Source organism: Paracoccus solventivorans, assembly GCF_900142875.1.
Classification (GTDB): Bacteria; Pseudomonadota; Alphaproteobacteria; order Rhodobacterales; family Rhodobacteraceae; genus Paracoccus; species Paracoccus solventivorans.
In genome coordinates this window covers 88,525-105,973 of record NZ_FRCK01000011.1, presented here as the reverse complement: position 1 = coordinate 105,973, position 17,449 = coordinate 88,525, and the positions used below count along the sequence as shown (strand labels likewise).

The window sequence follows — 17,449 nt, the reverse complement described above, 5'->3', positions numbered from 1 at the left end:
ACCAGACCAATACGGATGATGCACATGAAACGGCGTGATTTCCTGGCCCTCGGCGGCGCCCTTGGCGCGAGCCTCGTTCTTCCCGCAAAATGGGCCCATGCCCAGCCGTCGCGCGACGCCATCCTGCGGGTGCTCAGCGAAGGCGCGGCCAATTCCTTCGATACCTTCTCGGTCGGGGTGAACCGCAATTCCATGCAGATCACCTGGAACGTCTATGACCGGCTGGTCCGCTTTGCCTACAAGGACCACGGCGACGGCACCGCGATCTACGACTATTTCGACATCGAGCCCGAGCTGGCCGAATCCTACGCGTTTTCCGACGACCGCCGGTCCATCACCTTTCAGCTGCGCCGCGACGCGCTGTTTCACGACGGTACCCCGGTCACGGCCCATGACGTGAAATGGTCGCTGGACCGGGTGGTGGCCAGCCCGATCGGCAAGGCGCAGTTCTCGACCGGCTCGATGACCGAGCCCGACCAGTTCGTGGTGGTCGACGACCACACGCTGCGTATCGAGTTGCCGCAGCCCGACCGCCTGGCGCTGCCCAACCTGGCGCTGCCCTATCCGATCATCGTGAACTCGCGCCTGGCGCTGGAACACGCGACCGAGGACGACCCCTTTGCCATGGAGTGGCTGCAGGCCAACCCGGCTGGCGGCGGCGCCTATCGCGTCGCCCGCGCCGAGATGGGGGAACGGATGCTGTTCGAGCGTTTCCCCGACTGGAAATCCGGCCCGCAGCCCGGGTTCGAACAGGTGCTGTGGCAGACGGTGCCGGCCGCCGAAAGCCGCGTCGCCGCCCTGCTGAAAGGCGATGCCGACATCGCCCAGGACCTGCCGCCCAAGGACGTGCAGCAGCTGCTGGAAAATGATGCGGTCAAGGTGGTGGGCGTGCCGACCTCGAGCTTTCAGCTGATCGGGATGAACTGCGGGATGGCGCCCTTTGACGACGTGCGGGTGCGCCAGGCCATCGCCCATGCGCTGCCATATGAGGCGATGTTCCAGGCGGCGCTGTTCGGCCGCGGCGAGAAGCTGTTCGGCGGCACCCCCGATGTCGCGGAGTCGACCCGCTTTCCGCAGCCGCTGGGCTATGCGACCGACCTTGACCGCGCCCGCGCGCTGCTGGCCGAGGCCGGGCTGGCCGACGGCTTCGACACCAGCTTTTCCTATGAGCTGTCGGTGGCCAGCGTGGCCGAGCCGATCGCCCTGCTCTTGCAGGAAAGCCTGGGCCGGATCGGCATCCGCGTCAGCATCGAGAAAGTCCCCGCCGGGCAGCTGGGCACGCTGCTGCAGGAAAAGAAGGTGCCGTTCTTCTTCGAGGGCTCGATCTCGTATCTGACCGACCCCGATTATTTCTTCCGGGTGTTCTATTCGGGCGAGACGCGCTGGAACTTCGGGTCCTACAACAACCCGGAACTGGACGCGCTGGTCGAGAAGACCCGCTACGAAACCGATCAGGCGACGTATAATGCCGACGTCAGGACCATGATCGAGCTGGCCAAGCGCGACGTGCCGGTGATCCTGCTGTGGCACCCGCTGCTGGACGTGGGGATGCTGAAATCGGTGGAAAACTACAGCTACAGCTTCCACCGCCAGCTGGACTTCCGCCCGCTGCGCCGGGGATAGCACGGCACGTGGCCTGGGCGCCGGCAGGTCACGTCAGTCCGACGCGGCAATCTGCGCCCGGATGCCCGGCAGGAACGCGCGGACAAGTCCGGTCACCGTCCCGCCGCCCCTCGTAACCCCCGCCCCACCCCCCTGGCGGAACCGCGGGGGCTGCCCGGCCATTGATCCCGGCAACCTTGGCGGCATCGGGCAGGAGACGGGCATGGCACCGCGGGCGAACTGGAAGGGCGTGCTGAAGATCGGCGAGGTCGCCTGTCCGGTGGCGCTTTACACCGCGGCCTCGACCTCGGACCGCATCGCCTTTCACACCATCAACCGCGCCACCGGCCACCGCGTCCACCGCGAGTTCGTGGATGCCGAGACCGGCAAGCCGGTCCCGCGCGAGGATCAGGTCAAGGGCTACGCGCTGGCCGAGGGCGAGCATGTCGTGCTCGACCCCGACGAGATCGCCGCCGCCATCCCCGACAGCGACAAGATGCTGGCGGTGGAGGCCTTCCTGCCCTGCGGCGAAATCGACGACGTGTATTTCGACAAGCCCTATTACCTCGCTCCCTCGGACCGCAGCGGGCAAGAGGCGTTCGCCCTGATCCGCGACGGCATGGCGGCGGCGGGGGTGGCGGCCATCGCCCGCACGGTGCTGTTTCGCCGGATGCGCACGGTGCTGATCCGCGCCCATGGGCCGGGGTTGGTCGCCACCACGCTGAACTTCGATTACGAGGTCCGCTCGGCCGAGGCGGCGTTCCGGGACATCCCGGCGCTGGAGATCGGGGGCGAGATGCTCGACCTTGCCCGCCATATCATCGAGACCAAGATCGGCAAGTTCGACCCCGCCGCCTTCGACGACCGCTACGAATCGGCGCTGGAAGAACTGGTCCGCGCCAAGATCGAGGGCCGCGAGATCGCACCGCGCCCGGCGCCGCGGCGCGAAAAGGTGGTGGACCTGATGCAGGCGCTGCGCGAAAGCGCGCGGCTGGGCGACAAGCCCCCGCGCGGAAAGACCAAGGCGCCGTCCAAGCGCAAGGCGGGCTGAGCCATGGCGCTGGAAACCTATCGCGAAAAGCGCGACTTCACCGCCACGCCGGAACCCAGGGGGCGGCGCGGCAAGAAGGGCGGCAACAGCTTCGTCATCCAGAAACACGCCGCGCGCCGGCTGCATTACGATTTCCGGCTGGAAATGGACGGGGTGCTGAAAAGCTGGGCGGTGACCCGCGGCCCCAGCCTGGTCCCCGGCGAAAAGCGGCTGGCCGTGCATGTCGAGGACCACCCGCTCGCCTATGGCGATTTCGAGGGCACCATCCCCAAGGGCGAATATGGCGGCGGCACGGTGATCGTCTGGGACCGCGGCAACTGGACCCCCATCGGCGACGCGGCCCGCGGCTACGCCAAGGGGCATATGGAGTTCGAGCTTGCCGGCGAAAAGCTGCACGGGCGCTGGCATCTGATCCGCATGCAGGGCAAGCCCGGAGAGCGGCGCGAGAACTGGCTGCTGATCAAGGGCGACGACGAATTCGCCCGCAGCCCGGACGATCCCGACATCCTGACCGAGCGCCCGGAATCGGTGAAGACCGGCCGCGAGATCGCCGAGGTGGCCGGCGAGGACCCCGGCTGGTCCTCGAAAACCGGGCCGATCCCCAAGCGCAAGTCCCGCGCCCGCAAACCCGAGCCCGAGGAGGAAACCGAAGCCCCGCCCCCCGATCCCGGCGCGATCAAGGGCACGGAAAAGGAGCATCTGCCGGATTTCATCGCGCCGATGCTGGCCACGCTGGCGCCCTCGGCCCCGACCGGCAAGCGCTGGCTGCACGAAATCAAGTTCGACGGCTACCGCCTGCAGGCGCGGATCGAGGCCGGGCGGGTGAAGCTGCTGACCCGCAGCAGGCTGGACTGGACCGACCGCTTCGGCAAGCAGGTGGTCGCCGAGTTGCGCGACCTGCCCCTCGGCACCGCGCTGATCGACGGCGAGATGGTGGTCGAGGCGGGCAGCGGCGCCTCGGATTTCTCGGCGCTGCAGGCGGATCTGAGCGAGGGGCGCAGCGATCGTTTCACCTTCTACGGCTTCGACCTGCTGCATCTGGACGGGTATTCCCTGCGCGACCTGCCGCTGGTCGAACGCAAGGCGCTGCTGGAGCCGATTCTAGCCGAGGCCAGGGGCCGGCTGCGCTACAGCAGCCATTTCGAGGAAAGCGGCGCCATGGTGCTGCGCCACGCCTGCCGGCTGAGCCTGGAAGGCATCGTATCCAAGCTGCGCGACGCCCCCTATCGCCCCGGCCGCGGCAAGTCCTGGATCAAGTCGAAATGCTCGGCCCGGCAGGAGTTCGTGATCGGCGGCTATGTGCCCTCGTCCACCGCACGGCAGGCGGTCGGCTCGCTGGTGCTGGGCGTGTTCGAGGGTGATCGGCTGGTGCATGTCGGCCGCGTCGGCACCGGGTTTTCCACCGCCGTGGCCGAAGAGCTGTTCCAGCGGCTGGAACGCATCCGCGCCGACGCCAGCCCCTTTGCCGGGCGCCTGAGCGCCGAGCAGGCGCGGCAGGTGCGTTTCGTGCGCCCCGAGCTGGTGGCCGAGGTCGAATTCCGCGCCTGGACCGCCGACGGCCATCTGCGCCACGCCGCCTTTCGCGGGCTGCGCGAGGACAAGCCCGCCGCCGAGATCGTGCGCGAGACCCCGGCGGAACCGGCCCCGAAAACCCCGCGCCCGAATGTGACCCTGACCCATCCCGACCGGGTGTACTGGCCCGAGCAGGGCATCACCAAGGAGGGACTGGCGGATTATTACACCCAGGTCTGGCGCCGCGTCGCGCCCTTTGTGGTCAACCGGCCGCTGGCGCTGCTGCGCTGCCCCGACGGGATCGACGGCCAGAAGTTCTTCCAGAAACACGCCTGGAAGGGGCTGAACCGCAATATTCGCCTGGTCGAGGACCCCAAGGACCCCGGCGACCCGCTGATCGCCATCGAGGATCTGGACGGGCTGATCGGCCTGGTCCAGTCGGCGGCGCTGGAAATCCACCCCTGGGGCGCGACGCTGGAGGATTGGGAACGGCCGGACATGATCACCATGGACCTCGACCCTGGCGAGGGCGTTCCCTGGCAGCGGGTGATCGACGGCGCGCTGGAACTGCGCCAGCGTCTGCAGTCGGCGGGGCTGGCGGCCTTCGTCAAGACCTCGGGCGGCAAGGGGCTGCATGTGGTCTCGCCCCTGAAACCCCATGCGGCCTGGCCCGAGGTCAAGGCCTTCACCAAGGCGATGGCCGAGGCGATGGCGGCGGACGCGCCCGACCACTACGTCGCCACGATCAGCAAGGCCAAGCGCAAGGGCAAGATCCTGATCGACTATCTGCGCAACCAGCGCGGCGCCACCGCGGTCGCCGCCTATTGCCCCCGCGCCCGCCCCGGCGCCGCGGTCTCGACCCCGCTGGAATGGGACGAGCTGTCGCCCGAGATCGGCCCGGATCACTTCACCCTGGACAACCTGCCCACAAGGCTGGCGGCCCTGCGCCGCGACCCGTGGGAGGGATATCTGGCGGCGGCGGCACCGTTGAAGCCGGGGAAGTGAGGCCGGACGGTTTTTGGACGGCAGCGTCGTGGCGGTGAACCGAGGGCGCTGCCCCCGGACCCCCGGGATATTTTTGCAAGGAAGAAGGATCATGCGCGCAATTGTTCCGCAGGGTTGACCCGCAGCGCCTGCCATCCTGCGGGATCGAGCGGGATTATCCGGTTGCGGCCAGTTGCTGCTGGGAGGGGGCGGGCGGCTGGCTTGGGCGAGAGTGCCGCCTCTGCTAGGCGCGCGCTGGTCCGGCCATGCCTGATTTCGCTTTCGACCATGGCGATGTTGATCCTGTGGGGTCGTGTGCGGACTGGTAATGAGGATGAGCCGACAAATAGGCTGATCGATGTTGGTTCGAGGCCAACCCGCCCTCACACCCCCCTTCGTTTCACGCGCAACCGCTCGATCCGCTCAGCATCGCCCCGGAGCCGTCCCGGTATGCTGCCGCGCGCCGGAGATGGCTGCGCACAGACATATCGGAGGTGCGGGAAATGCGGGGCCGCGTCGGCCTCGGTCCGGGCAAGGATCGAGCTATTTCTTCCGCTCTGCCGCGAGGCTGCGTTTCAGGGCGTCCATGATGTTGACCACGTTGTCGGGGGGCTCGGCCGCCGCCCTCGCCCTGGCCGGGCGCTTCTGGCGCTTTTTCTTGGCGGCAATGATCTCCAGCAGCCGCTCCTGCACCGGATCGGTGGCCATCCCGGGGTCCCAGTCGCGCGTGTGTTCGCGGATCAGCTGCTTCATCAGCGCCATCGCCGCGGCGGCGGGTTTTTCCGGCGCGATTCCGTCGAAATAGTCGCGGGGATCGCGCAGTTCATCGCCATAGCGCAGGGTCCAGACCACAATCCCCCGGCCCCGCGGCTCGAGCATCACCGCGCGTTCGCGCCGGTACAGCACCAGCCGCGCGATCCCCACCATGCCGGTGTCCGCCATCGCCTCGCGGATGACCGAGAACGCCTCTTCCCCGATGCGGTCGGCGGGGGCCAGGTAATGCGGGGTGTCGTACCAGATCCAGCCGATGGAATCGGCGGGCACGAACATCTCGATGTCGATGGTGCGGGTGCTTTCCAGCGCGATGCTGTCCAGCTCGTCATCCTCGAGCAGCACGAACTCGTCCTCGCCGCGGGGATAGCCGCGGGCCTGATCCTCGTCGGGGACCGGGCGGGCGGTCACGGCATCGACATAGCGGCTGACCACGCGGTTACCGGTGCGGGCGTTCAGGGTGTGAAAGCGGACCTTGCCGGATTCGCTGGTCGCGGGCGCCATGGTCACCGGGCAGGTGACCAGCGACAGCTTGAGATAACCTCTCCAGAACGAGCGCGGCGCCATGGGTGCAGATCGGTTTGTTGCGGACAGCACCCCAACCCGGCGGGGGGAGGAGTCGTTCCCGGCAGCCGTTACTGTCCGACCGGCGAGGCAGGTTCGGCGTCGCGGCGCAGCACCTGCTCGGCGGTGATGTCCCCGCCCCGCTTCAGGATGCGGAAGCCGGGGGCGTCCTCGGGGGTAAAGCTCAGCCGCAGCAGATAGGCGCCGGGCGGGCCGGGAAGTCCCTGATAGGTGACGATATAGCTGCCATTGGGGACCGCGACCGGGGTGGTGTCGAAGATCGTGCCGATCCGCAGCGGCCCGGTCACCCGGAACGGCACCTGCACCGCCCAGAGCGCCTGCGGATCCAGCGCCGCGGCGGGGCTCAGCTCGACCTGGATGCGGGCTTCGCCGTCGTGGTCGGGGACGCCGAAGGACACCAGCCGTTCCGACCAGGCAAAGCCCTGCGCGACGTGATCCCGGGTCCACAGCAGTCCGGGGGCGGGATGGTCGCCGGCCTGCACCACCAGCTGGGCGTGGTCGATGATCAGCGGGAAATCTGCCAGCATCTCGGGGCTCCCTGGTGAAGCGGCGCCGGGCGGGGCGGCCGCCATCAGGATTCCGCCGGCGGGGCCATCCCGCAAGCCCTTTTCCACCTGCCCCGTCAGCCCGCGCCGAACAGCCGCCCGACCGGCTGCGCCCGGATCGCGCCGCCATCGCGCAGCAGGAACAGCGCGTCCAGCCCCAGCCGCCGCGCCAGGGCGCCGCCGCGCTCTGCCCCCAGCACCATCAGCGCGCTGGCCCAGGCGTCGGCGCTGGCGCAGTTCGGCGCCACCACCGTGACCGAGGCGGGCGGGTCCGGCAGCGGCCCGCCGCGGCGCGGGTCCATGGTGTGCGACAGCTCGCGCCCGCCCACCCGCACCCGGTGGCGATAATCGCCCGAGGTCGCCACCGCCGCGTCCTGCAGCGCAAGCACCGCGCGGGCGGCGCGGCGGGCGGGATCGGGGTCCTCGACCGCGATCGGCCAGGCGCTGCCGTCGGGCCGCAGGCCCATGGCGCGCAGCTCGCCGTCGATGCCGGCCAGCGCGGCATCGATGCCGTGGGCGCGCAGGGTCGCGACCAGCCGGTCGACGCCGTGCCCCTTGGCGATGCCGTTGAGGTCCAGCACCACCGGCGCGCGCTTGCGGGCGCGGCCGCGGGCGGGGTCAAGCTCCAGCAGCTCATGCGCGGGCGGGCGGGGAACGTGCAGCGCGCGGGCGATCCGCTCGGGGTCCGCCGGGGCGGGGCCAAAGCCCCAGGCGGCGACCGCATCGCCGACGCCGATGTCGAAGGCCCCGTCCGAGGCGCGCCCGATCCGCAGCGCCAGCGCCAGCACCGCCATCAGCTGCGCCGGCAGCGCCACCCAGTCGCCGGGCGGGGCGGCGTTCAGGCGCAGCAGGTCGCTGTCCGCCCGCCACAGCGACATCTGCGCATCGACCTCATCGACCGCGCGTTGCAGCGCCGCGGCGACCGGGGCCGGGTCGAACCCGGGCGGGGCGAAGAACAGCGCTGACCAGCGCGTGCCCATGGTGGGGCCGTTCAGCGCGTGGCGGCAGGGGTCAGAACACGTCTTCCGCATAGCGTCCCTCGGCTTTCAGCAGCGCCGGGGTCAGCCCGGCGGGGGCAAGGATCTCGGCCAGCGCGGCCCGCACGCCCGCAGCCATGTCGCGGCCGCCGCACACCATCACCTGCGCACCCTGCCGGATCAGGGCCGCGACCTCGGCCGCGTCGCGGCGCAGCGCGTCCTGGACATAATGCGGCTGCGGGCCGCGCGACTGCGCGCTGGACAGCCGCGCCAGCCGCCCCTGTTCCTGCCAGTACGCCAGATCCTCGCGATACAGGAAATCGCTGTCCTCCTTGCGCATCCCGAAGAACAGATGCACCGGGCGGCGGCGGCGGTTGCCGCGGATGAAGCCGGCCAGCGGCCCGATGCCGGTGCCCGCACCGATCAGGATCAGCGGAGAGCGGCCGCGGGGGGCGCGAAAGCCCGGGTTCGGGCGCAGGAACGCCGCCACGCTGTCGCCCGGCGCCAGATCGCACAGCTGCCCCGAGCACAGCCCGCCGGGCTGCTTGCGCACCACGATCTCGACGAACCCGTCGCCCGCGCCCGAGGCCAGCGAATAAAGCCGCGGCACGGCCGAGCCCTCGGGCAGGATCCCCAGCAGGTCGCCGGCGCGATAGCGTGCCAGCCCCTGCCCGGTCAGCCGTTGCCACGGCGTCGGGCGCGGGCGGGCAAAGCGCAGGATCACCGTCGGCGCCTGCACCTCGGCCCCGTAGTCGCGGCGCGACAGCAGCCGCAGGGTCTCGGTGCGCGGCACCACCGGCTGGTGGACCAGCTCGAGCGGCCGCCCCAGTGCCTGGCCAAGGTCGCAGCCCCAGCGGGCGAAGTCCTGCGGCGACTGCCGGTCCACCGTGGCCAGCGGCAGCAGCTGCGGCCAGCCCTTGGCGCGGGCAGCCTCGGCCACCGCCTCGGCATAGGCGCAATAGGCCGGAAAGCCGCGGTCGCCGAAGCCCAGCACCGCCAGCGGCGCCTCCGGCGCCCGCTCCAGCTGCGCCAGCCGGTCCAGGAACCCCTTGGCCGAGGAAGGCGCGGCGCCGTCGCCATAGGTCGCGGCCAGCGCGATGAACCGCGCCGCCTGCGGGTGGCGCGCCGGGTCGAAACCCGCCATCGGCGCCACATGGACGCTGTGGCCCGCCGCGGTCAGCGCCGCGTGCAGCGTGGCGGCAAAGCCCCAAGTGGTGCCGCCCTCGCTGCCGACCAGCAGCACGGTGTCGGCGCGCGCGGCCGGGGCGTTGCCGCGGATGCGCGGGCGGGCGCGGCGGGCGGCCAGCCACAGCACGCCGCCCGTCGCCGCCATCACCGGCACCCCCAGCGCCATCAGCCCCAGCAGCAGCCCCAGCACCGCCGCGCCGCGCCCGGTGTGCAGCATCTTCACGATGCCCGACAGGCGCTGCCAGGGCGACAGCGCCACCCAGGACAGCATCTCGCCATTCCCCTGGTCCAGATAGCCGCTGCCCGCGCTGGTCTTGAGCAGATGCGCATCGGTCGCATCCGCCGGATCGGCTAGCGACAGGCTGCCAAGCTCGGCCACCGGCAGCGCCTGCAGGGCGGGGATGGCGGCAAGCTGCATCCCGGTGGCGCCGCTGACCTCGGCCGGGAACACCGGGGCCGAGGCGCCATCCGGCAGCAGCTCGAAGGTCGAGGCGCTCATCCACAGCGCCGTGGCCGAGGACAGCACCAGCCCCACCACCGCGACGCGGGCGATCTCGACATGCAGCCGCCCGGACAGCGGGCCGCGCAGCCGCGCGAACCAGTGCCGCCAGCCGCCGACGCGCCGCGCCACCAACAGGATGCCCGAGCCCGACAGCAGCAGCATCGCCGCCGCCCCCGCTGCCGCCGCCATCCGCCCGGCATCGCCCAGAAACAGCGAGCGGTGCAGTCCGGTCAGCCAGCGCTGCAGCGGGTTCGGGTCGGCCGAGCCGGCATCCAGCCCGGTCGCCGGGTCGATCACCGCCGATTGCGGCTGGCCGTCGGCGAACCACCAGGCGGTGATGCGCCCCGAGGGCGCGCGGCGGATCTGTTCCAGCCCCGGGTGGCTGGCGGCGATGCGGCCGGAAAGCTCGGCCACGGTCAGGCCGGCTTCGGCCTGCGGGGCGGCAAGGCGCTCGGCCGCCGGGAACAGCGACAGCGCCGCACCGGAAAGCGCCAGCAGCGTCACCAGCAGCGCGGCGACCAGCCCCGGCCAGCGATGGAGTGCGCGGGTCATGGCGAGATCCTGTCCTAGCGGTACGAAAAGCTGGCGATATAGCGCGTGCCCGCCGCGCTGCCCCCGGTCGAGGTGATCGGCACCGCGATTTCGCCGGGGCTGTCGCGCATGTCCTCGACCGCGGCGTCGATGTGCAGGACATAGCCCGCGTCGAACAGCGCATCGGCCAGGTCGAGGGTGATTTCCAGCGTGCGCCCCGCGCCGACGCTGGCGCCGGTGATGCCGGCGACCTGCGCCGTATCGCCTCCGGTGGCGCGATACCAGCCCGACAGGTGGTCGTAGTATTTCGACTTCGCCCCCGCCATCCACAGGCTGCCCGCATAGGCGCCCTGCGCATCGGTGACGTAAAGCGCCAGATACGCACCGTCGCCGCCATAGTTGTTCAGGGTGGTGGTCAGCGTGACCGGGCGCGCCAGCGCCAGCCCGGGCAGCACCAGCGCCGTGGTCAATGCCAATGTCGCCAGAAGCGGTTTCATGGTCCTGTGCCTTTCCTTGATCGGCCATTGCCTAGGGCTGCAATGCTGACGCCCCCGGCTGAGCCGTTCCTGACGGCGCCGCGCTTTCCGCTTCAGGAAGCCGTCAGGAAAGGAAGAACCGCCCGGCCTGCGGGGACCGGGCGGACAGGCGAGGCAGGACCCGCCGCCGGAAAGGATTCGGGGCACAGCCCCGATGGCCTCCGTCCGGGGGCATCGACGCTCACCCGCGTCCCCTCTTCCATGCGAAACCGGCCGGAGCCTGGGGCTCCGGCCGGTCTGCGTGTCCCTGCAATGCCGGCCCCGGGGTGGTCTGGACCGCGCCAGCTTCGCGGCCATGCCGCCCCCCGGATCGTGCCCGGACCCTGCCTTGCCGCCGGCACGATCCGCCGGCCGGCAATTGCCGGGACCGCAGCCCTAGCGCACCGTCGCCGCAGGCGGCGCGCCGGTGCCGAAGACCCCGCCCGCGGGCGGATTGGCCGGGGCGCGCGTCTCGGGCAGCAGCGGCTGCCCGTCGCGCCCGGCGTCGCGCCGGTGATCCCGGTGCCGGTCGCGGCGGCGAACATCGTCGTCGTCATCACGGTCGACGTCGCGCCGGTCCTTGCGCTTCCACTCGACCACCTCCAGCGTCTGCGGGTCGAGCTTGGCCTTGAACCGCGCGCCCTGGGCATTCACGCCCCGGATCTCGTAGCAGCCGTCGTCGATCTTGATGCGGTCGACCTGCCAGCCCTGAGTCCGGGCCATCTGCTCGACCGCGGCGCGCGGCTGCCAGCGGTCCATCGGGACCTGGCAGTCGTCGTCATCGGCGAAGGCCGCCCCGCCCACGCCGACCAGCCCGGCGACCACGGCCATCATCAGAATCCGCTTCTTCATTGTGTTTCCCCTTGCGGTAGCTCATCTGTCCGCAAAGATGGCACCCGATCCTGACAGCAGGCTGACAGGAGGGTCACACCAACGTCAGCATCCCGTCAGCGGCGCCGCGGACAGCAGGCCCAGCGGGGCCTGGCTGCGACAAGGGCGACGACATGCGGATTCTGCTGGTCGAGGACGACACCATCCTGGGCGCCGCGGTGCGCGACCACATCAGCGCCGACGGACATTCCACCGACTGGGTGACCCGGCTGGACGAGGCGGGCGAACATCTGGCGGCGGTGCCCTATGATCTGGTGCTGCTCGACCTGATGCTGCCGGACGGGCGCGGCATCGGGTTCCTGCGCGGGATGCGGGCGCGGGGCGACGTGACCCCGGTCATCATCCTGACCGCGCTCGACCAGATCTCGGACCGGATCGAGGGGCTGAACGCGGGCGCCGACGACTATCTGACCAAGCCCTTCGACCTGGCCGAGCTGTCGGCGCGGCTGGCCGCCGTCGCCCGCCGCTATTGCGGCAACCCCAACCCGCTGGTGGAGCTGGGCGAGCTGCAGATCGACCTGGCCACCCGCGGCATCTGGCGCGCGGGCAAGCGCATCGACCTGACCGCGCGGGAATGGGCGCTGTTCGAGGCGCTGCTGCAACATCCCGGGCAAGTGCTGTCCAAGGGCCAGCTCGAGGACCGGCTCTATGCCTTTGGCGCCGAGGTCGAAAGCAACACCATCGAGGTCCACGTCAGCCGCCTGCGCAAGAAGCTGGGCGCGCGGGTGATCGAAACCATGCGCGGGCTGGGCTACCGGCTGGGGGACGGTCGGTGAGGGCGCCGGCCAGCCTGCAGGGGCGGCTGGCGCTGTGGCTGACGCTGGGCGCGGTGGTGCTGTGGGGGCTGGCGCTGGTGGCGGCCGGCCAGCAGCTGCGCCGCGAGATGGGCCAGGTCTTCGACAGCGCGCTGGAAGAAACCGGGCAGCGGCTGCTGCCGCTGGCGGTGGTGGAAATCATCGGCCGCGATGAGGACGACGACGAACTTGAGGAGGAAGAGTGGGAGCCCGGCGACGATGCCGACGACCCCGGCGATGCCCGCACGCAAAGCGTCGCCACCCTGCGCGCCCATGACGAATATTTCACCTATCTGGTGCGCGACGCCTCGGGGCGGGTGCTCATCCGCTCGCACCAGGCCGATCTGGCGGTGTTTCCGCCCTATGCCGGCATGGGCTTTGCCGAGACCGCCACCCACCGCATCTATTCCGACGCCGCCCTGCAGGGCACGATCACCATCTCTGTGGCCGAGCCGCTGGCCCACCGCCGCCAGACCGAGCGCGAGCTGCTGCTGCGGCTGGCGCTGCCGCTGCTGCTGATCGTGCCGTTCAGCCTGATCGGGGTGTGGCTGGCGGTGCGCACCGCCATGGCGCCGGTCCAGCGGTTCCGCACCGGGATCGAGGCGCGCAGCGGCACCGACCTGTCGCCGATTTCCGACGCCGGGCTGCCGTCCGAGTTCCGCCCCAACGCCCGCGCCGTCAACCGCCTGCTGGCCCGGCTGCGCAACGCGCTCGAGGCCGAGCGCAGCTTTACCGCCAACTCGGCCCATGAGCTGCGCACCCCGGTCGCCGCCGCGCTGGCGCAGGTGCAGCGGCTGGTGATCGAGGCCCCGGACGAGCCCACCCGCGCCCGCGCCCGCCAGGTCGAGGCCGCGCTGCAGCGGCTGGCGCGGCTGTCGGAAAAGCTGATGCAGCTGGCCCGGGCCGAGGGCGGCCGCCTGCAGGCCGAGGCGCCGGCGGATCTGGTGCCGGTGCTGCGGCTGCTGGCGACCGAAATGGGCCGCGACCCCGCGCATCCCGTGGCGCTGATCCTGCCCGACACCCCGGTCATGGCGCCGATCGACCCCGACGCCTTCGCCATCCTGGTGCGCAACCTGATCGAGAACGCACAGCGCCACGGCCAGGGCGCGGGCACCGACGCGGGCTCAGGCGGCACCTCGCCCGAGCCGGTGCAGGTCGCGCTGTCCCCGGCCGGCGTGCTGCGCGTCAGCAACGCCGGCCCCGCCGTGCCGCCCGAGCAGCTGTTGCGCCTGCTGCGCCCCTTCGAGCGCGGCACGACCAGCGCCAATGGCAGCGGGCTGGGGCTGGCCATCGCGCACGCCATCGCCAGCGGCAGCGGCGGCACGCTGGAACTGCGCTCTCCCGCCAGCGGCCGCACGGACGGGTTCGAGGCGATATTTTCCGCCGCCCTCGCACCCCCTGCCCCCACAGTCCGCAGCACGTGAGCCGGGGGAGTTCGCGGAAGCCGGAGAGGGACCGAGACGCCGATCACCAACCCGACCGCGTGCCCGGGTCTGGAAGCCGGGACCCCGGCTGTCGCCTGCGATGGAACCCGGCACCGTGAGCCCGAGGCGGAAGGACCCGAAGGTCAAGCATCGGGGGAACATGGGGCCAACAGAGATTGCGGAGCCGAGAGGGATCGAAATCGGAGGCCGGGCACCATCAGACCTCATGACCCAGTTTGGAGCCGGGACCCCGGCCCTTGCCTGCGCTGGACCCGGCACCGTGAACCGGGGTCGAAGGAACCGAGGGCCAAGCATCGAGGGACCGGGGCCAAGCGTCGGGGAATAGAGGACCAGGCATCGAGGACCCGAGCCAAGGGACCGCGAGGCCGGGGCGACTCAGGACCGGCAAACCGCGGACCGGAACCCGGATAACCGGCCAGGGGACTGGAACCGGCACCGCGTGAACCCGAAGCCGAAAACGAAACGCCCCCTCCCGCTGCGGCGGGAAGGGGCGCTGGAAGGGGCTTCGCCGCCGCCGGTGGGCGGGGCGAGGCCCGCAGTGCGCGGGCGGGTTACTGGCGCGGGGCGTCGGTGCTGAACCGCTTGACCTTGCCTTCGACCACGTCGAGCGTCTCGGGGTCCAGCGTGACCTTGAGCACGTTGCCGCCCTGGTCGGTCACCCGCAGCTCGTAGCAGCCGTCGTCGATCTCCATCTTGTGGATCGACCAGCCGAAATCATCGGCCAGCTCGGCCAGCGCCACAAACGACTGCCGCTGTTCCGGCGGGACGTTGCATTCCGTGTCAGCAAGCGCGGCGGTGGCCGGCAGCGCAGCGATCAGGGCGAGGGTGGCGAGCGTCGTCTTCATGGGGCATCTCCTTGATCCCGGTTATCCATGAGACGAATATTGGCGCCCGAAACTTGCGCCCCGCTGACGGCGATGCGGAAATCGCTTCAGCCCGGCGTCAGGAAACCCCGTCTTTTCAGGGCGCTTGCCCGGCGGGGGCTCGGCCGTGCGGCGCAGGCTCGCCATGCATAGGCCTGTCAGGCGAGTGGCAGCGGGTCAGGCCAGCGACTGCGCATCCCCGTCGATGGCGATCGCCTGCCCCGAGATGGTCCGCCCGCGCGGCGAGCACAGAAAGACGATCTGGTCGGCGATCTGCTGGGGGGTGACCGCGGTGCGCATCGAGATGTTGCCCAGGAACTCGGCCCGCATCTCGTCGGCGCCGATGCCGCGGGCTTCGGCCTTGCTGGCGATGATGCGGCGCACGCGCTCGCCCTCGACCACGCCGGGCAGGATCGCGTTCACCCGGATGCCCTGGGGCCCCAGCTCGATCGCCAGCGTCTTGGTGAACCCGACCACCGCCCATTTCGACGCGGAATAGGGCGAGCGCAGCGGAAAGCCGAAGCGCCCCGCGGCCGAGGACAGGTTGATGATCGAGGGATTCGCGCTTTCCAGCAGATGCGGCACCGCCAGCCGCACGCAGTTGAACTGCCCGGTGATGTTGACCGCAAGCGTGCGGTCCCAGTCGTCGGGATCGACCTCTTGCACCGGGGCGGTGGGGCCGGAAATCCCGGCGTTGTTGACCAGCACGTCCAGTCCGCCCAGCGCCGCGGTCGCATCCGCGAACAGCTGCGCAACGCTGCCGCGGTCGGCCACGTCCGCATGGGATTGCGAGATCCCGGGGTCGCTGTCCGCCAGCCGGGACAGTGCGTCACGGTCGACATCGCAGACATGCACCCGCGCGCTCTCGGCCCGGAACGCCCGCGCGATCTCGAGCCCGATCCCGCCCGCGCCCGCCGTCACCAGCACCCGCAGCCCCGTGATGCCCAGCTCCATCGTCATCCCCCCTGAAAGCCGTGGAAGAACCGCGTGGCGCAAGCGCGCGCCACGCGGCAGCGGATCAGTTCTGGACCAGCGGGCAGCCGCCTTGGTCCAGCGGGCGATAGATGTCATCGCCCGGCAGCGTGGTCAGGACCTTGTAGTAATCCCACTCGCCGCTGGATTCCGCGGGGGATTTCACCTGCATCAGATACATGTCGTGGACCATGCGCCCGTCGGCGCGCAGCGTGCCGTTCAGGGCAAAGGCGTCGTTGACCGGCGTCTTGCGCATCTGGTCGAGAACCGCCGTGGCCTCGTCCGAGCCCAGGTCCTGGATCGCCTGCAGGTAATGCCGCGCGGCCGAGTAGCTGCCGGCCTGGATCATGCTGGGCAGCGTGCCGTGCCGCTGGATGAAGGCGTCGGCAAAGGCGCGGCTCTGCTCGTCGCGGTCGGCATAGAAGCCCTCGACCAGCGCCATGCCCTGCGCGGCCTCGAGCCCCAGCGAATGCACGTCGGTCGGGAACATCAGCAGGCTGGCCAGCGTCTGCCCGCCCTGCGTCACCCCGAACTCCTGCGCCTGCTTGATCGAGTTGATGGTGTCGGCGCCCGCATTGGCCAGCGCGATCACCTTGGCGCCCGAGGACTGCGCCTGCAGTACAAAGGACGAAAAGTCCGAAACCCCCAGCGGGTGCCGGACCGCGCCGACGACGGTGGCGCCGCTTTCCTGAAGCACCCGGGTGACCGAGGCTTCCAGCGCGTGGCCGAAGGCATAGTCCACGGTCAGGAAATACCAGCTGTCGCCCAGGGTCTCGACGCCGTATTTCCCCATGCCCTGCGCCTGCCCGTAGGTGTCATAGGCCCAGTGCGCGGTGGTGGGGGAACAGGCCTCGCCGGTCAGCTGCTCGGCCCCGGCGCCCGAGATCAGGAAGGCGCGGTTCTTTTCGCGGGTGATTTCCTGCACCGCCAGCGCCACCGACGAGGTCGGCACGTCCACGATCACGTCCACCTGTTCGGTGTCGATCCAGCGGTTGGCGATCGAGGCGCCGACGTCGGGCTTGTTCTGGTGGTCGGCATAGACCAGTTCGATCGGCATCCCGGCCACCTGGCCGCCGAACTCCTCGATGGCCATGCGCACGGCCTCGACGCTGCCCATGCCGGTGGCGTCGGCATAGGCGCCGCTCATGTCGTTGAGAACGGCGATCTTCACCTTGCCGTCCGAAATCTCGGCGCCCGCCGTGGTCGCGGCCAGCGCGACGGCGCAGGCGGCAGCAGCTGCAAAGCTGGTCTTCATGGTCAGTTATCCTCCCGTGGTGTATGACCTGTTCGTCAGAATGCGGCGTCGTCGCCGGCCGTGGTCTGCAATATCGCGCGCGTCCGGGGGGCGGTCGCGCGCTGCAGCCCCAACTCCTCAAGGCTGCGGCGGGTTCGGGCCGGCGGCGCGGCGCGGACACTGCCGCTGCCGGCCGGCACGAGGCGCGTCCGGCGGCGCCCTGCCGCCGGCGCCGGCGGATGATCATCGGCGCCGGACAGCCGGTCCGCCGGGGCGTTCATGTGCATCGGTTTTTCCGGATCCATCCCCATCCCGCCCCTGATCCCGAAGATGTTCCGGGCAAGAAAGGGCAGCTTGACGCAGCCACGATCCGCGAAACGCGGCAGAGTGTAAAGATGGCTCATGCCGTGGCATCCGAATGCAGGCGGACCGTCAGACGCCGCGAGATCTTGAGCCCGTGGACCGACCCGATGACCGCGCAGAGGGC

15 protein-coding genes are annotated in these 17,449 nt (G+C 70.6%); 5 read left to right on the top strand and 10 right to left on the bottom strand.

What is annotated here, in order from left to right:
* The first annotated feature begins 24 nt into the window (after nucleotides 1-24).
* The 3 genes from BUB57_RS14385 (at nucleotide 25) to ligD (ending at nucleotide 5,170) form a co-directional block, all read left to right on the top strand.
* The gene (locus tag BUB57_RS14385) at nucleotides 25-1,623 is read left to right on the top strand and encodes an ABC transporter substrate-binding protein (RefSeq protein ID WP_073068280.1); all 1,599 of its coding nucleotides are present in this window, start codon (nucleotides 25-27) and stop codon (nucleotides 1,621-1,623) included.
* 202 nt (nucleotides 1,624-1,825) lie between these two features.
* Nucleotides 1,826-2,653 carry a non-homologous end joining protein Ku gene (ku, locus tag BUB57_RS14380; protein WP_073068244.1) on the top strand — a complete coding sequence of 276 codons (828 nt, stop codon included), beginning with the start codon at nucleotides 1,826-1,828 and terminating at the stop codon, nucleotides 2,651-2,653.
* A 3-nt stretch (nucleotides 2,654-2,656) separates the two neighbouring features.
* Nucleotides 2,657-5,170 carry a DNA ligase D gene (gene ligD, locus BUB57_RS14375; RefSeq protein ID WP_073068242.1) on the top strand — a complete coding sequence of 838 codons (2,514 nt, stop codon included), beginning with the start codon at nucleotides 2,657-2,659 and terminating at the stop codon, nucleotides 5,168-5,170.
* Nucleotides 5,171-5,692: 522 nt separating this feature from the next.
* Here ligD and ku (BUB57_RS14370) read toward each other — a convergent pair.
* The 6 genes from ku (BUB57_RS14370) to BUB57_RS14345 form a co-directional block, all read right to left on the bottom strand.
* Nucleotides 5,693-6,487: a non-homologous end joining protein Ku gene (gene ku / locus BUB57_RS14370; protein ID WP_073068240.1), complete on the bottom strand. Its 795-nt coding sequence runs from the start codon at nucleotides 6,485-6,487 to the stop codon at nucleotides 5,693-5,695.
* A gap of 68 nt (nucleotides 6,488-6,555) precedes the next feature.
* A complete protein-coding gene (comJ, locus tag BUB57_RS14365) occupies nucleotides 6,556-7,032 on the bottom strand; it encodes a competence protein ComJ (protein ID WP_073068237.1) in 477 nt (158 codons plus the stop codon).
* Between the two features lie 95 nt (nucleotides 7,033-7,127).
* Nucleotides 7,128-8,081: an FAD:protein FMN transferase gene (locus BUB57_RS14360; protein WP_073068234.1), complete on the bottom strand. Its 954-nt coding sequence runs from the start codon at nucleotides 8,079-8,081 to the stop codon at nucleotides 7,128-7,130.
* On the bottom strand, nucleotides 8,062-10,269 hold the full coding sequence (locus BUB57_RS14355) for a PepSY domain-containing protein (protein WP_073068232.1): 2,208 nt from the start codon (nucleotides 10,267-10,269) through the stop codon (nucleotides 8,062-8,064). The genes BUB57_RS14360 and BUB57_RS14355 overlap by 20 nt, the downstream gene beginning before the upstream one ends.
* Nucleotides 10,270-10,283: 14 nt before the next feature.
* Nucleotides 10,284-10,745, bottom strand: coding sequence for a DUF2271 domain-containing protein (locus BUB57_RS14350; protein ID WP_073068230.1), 462 nt, complete (start codon nucleotides 10,743-10,745; stop codon nucleotides 10,284-10,286).
* Nucleotides 10,746-11,159: 414 nt separating this feature from the next.
* Nucleotides 11,160-11,615 carry a PepSY domain-containing protein gene (locus tag BUB57_RS14345; RefSeq protein WP_073068228.1) on the bottom strand — a complete coding sequence of 152 codons (456 nt, stop codon included), beginning with the start codon at nucleotides 11,613-11,615 and terminating at the stop codon, nucleotides 11,160-11,162.
* Between the two features lie 152 nt (nucleotides 11,616-11,767).
* Here BUB57_RS14345 and BUB57_RS14340 point away from each other — a divergent pair, with 152 nt between their 5' ends.
* Together BUB57_RS14340 and BUB57_RS14335 are read left to right on the top strand one after the other, a co-directional pair.
* On the top strand, nucleotides 11,768-12,430 hold the full coding sequence (locus tag BUB57_RS14340) for a response regulator transcription factor (protein WP_073068226.1): 663 nt from the start codon (nucleotides 11,768-11,770) through the stop codon (nucleotides 12,428-12,430).
* Complete coding sequence (locus tag BUB57_RS14335; protein ID WP_073068224.1) at nucleotides 12,427-13,872, top strand: sensor histidine kinase; 1,446 nt, start codon at nucleotides 12,427-12,429, stop codon at nucleotides 13,870-13,872. The genes BUB57_RS14340 and BUB57_RS14335 overlap by 4 nt, the downstream gene beginning before the upstream one ends.
* 572 nt (nucleotides 13,873-14,444) lie before the next feature.
* On the opposite strand, the gene BUB57_RS14330 is transcribed toward BUB57_RS14335, so the two are convergent.
* The 4 genes from BUB57_RS14330 to BUB57_RS14315 form a co-directional block, all read right to left on the bottom strand.
* Nucleotides 14,445-14,738: a PepSY domain-containing protein gene (locus BUB57_RS14330; RefSeq protein WP_073068222.1), complete on the bottom strand. Its 294-nt coding sequence runs from the start codon at nucleotides 14,736-14,738 to the stop codon at nucleotides 14,445-14,447.
* Between the two features lie 195 nt (nucleotides 14,739-14,933).
* Nucleotides 14,934-15,710, bottom strand: a complete 777-nt coding sequence (locus BUB57_RS14325) for an SDR family oxidoreductase (protein WP_073068278.1) — start codon at nucleotides 15,708-15,710, stop codon at nucleotides 14,934-14,936.
* Nucleotides 15,711-15,774: 64 nt separating this feature from the next.
* On the bottom strand, nucleotides 15,775-16,983 hold the full coding sequence (locus tag BUB57_RS14320; RefSeq protein WP_073068220.1) for an ABC transporter substrate-binding protein: 1,209 nt from the start codon (nucleotides 16,981-16,983) through the stop codon (nucleotides 15,775-15,777).
* 35 nt (nucleotides 16,984-17,018) lie between these two features.
* A complete protein-coding gene (locus tag BUB57_RS14315) occupies nucleotides 17,019-17,444 on the bottom strand; it encodes a 3-keto-5-aminohexanoate cleavage protein (RefSeq protein WP_268801866.1) in 426 nt (141 codons plus the stop codon).
* Nucleotides 17,445-17,449: the final 5 nt, after the last annotated feature.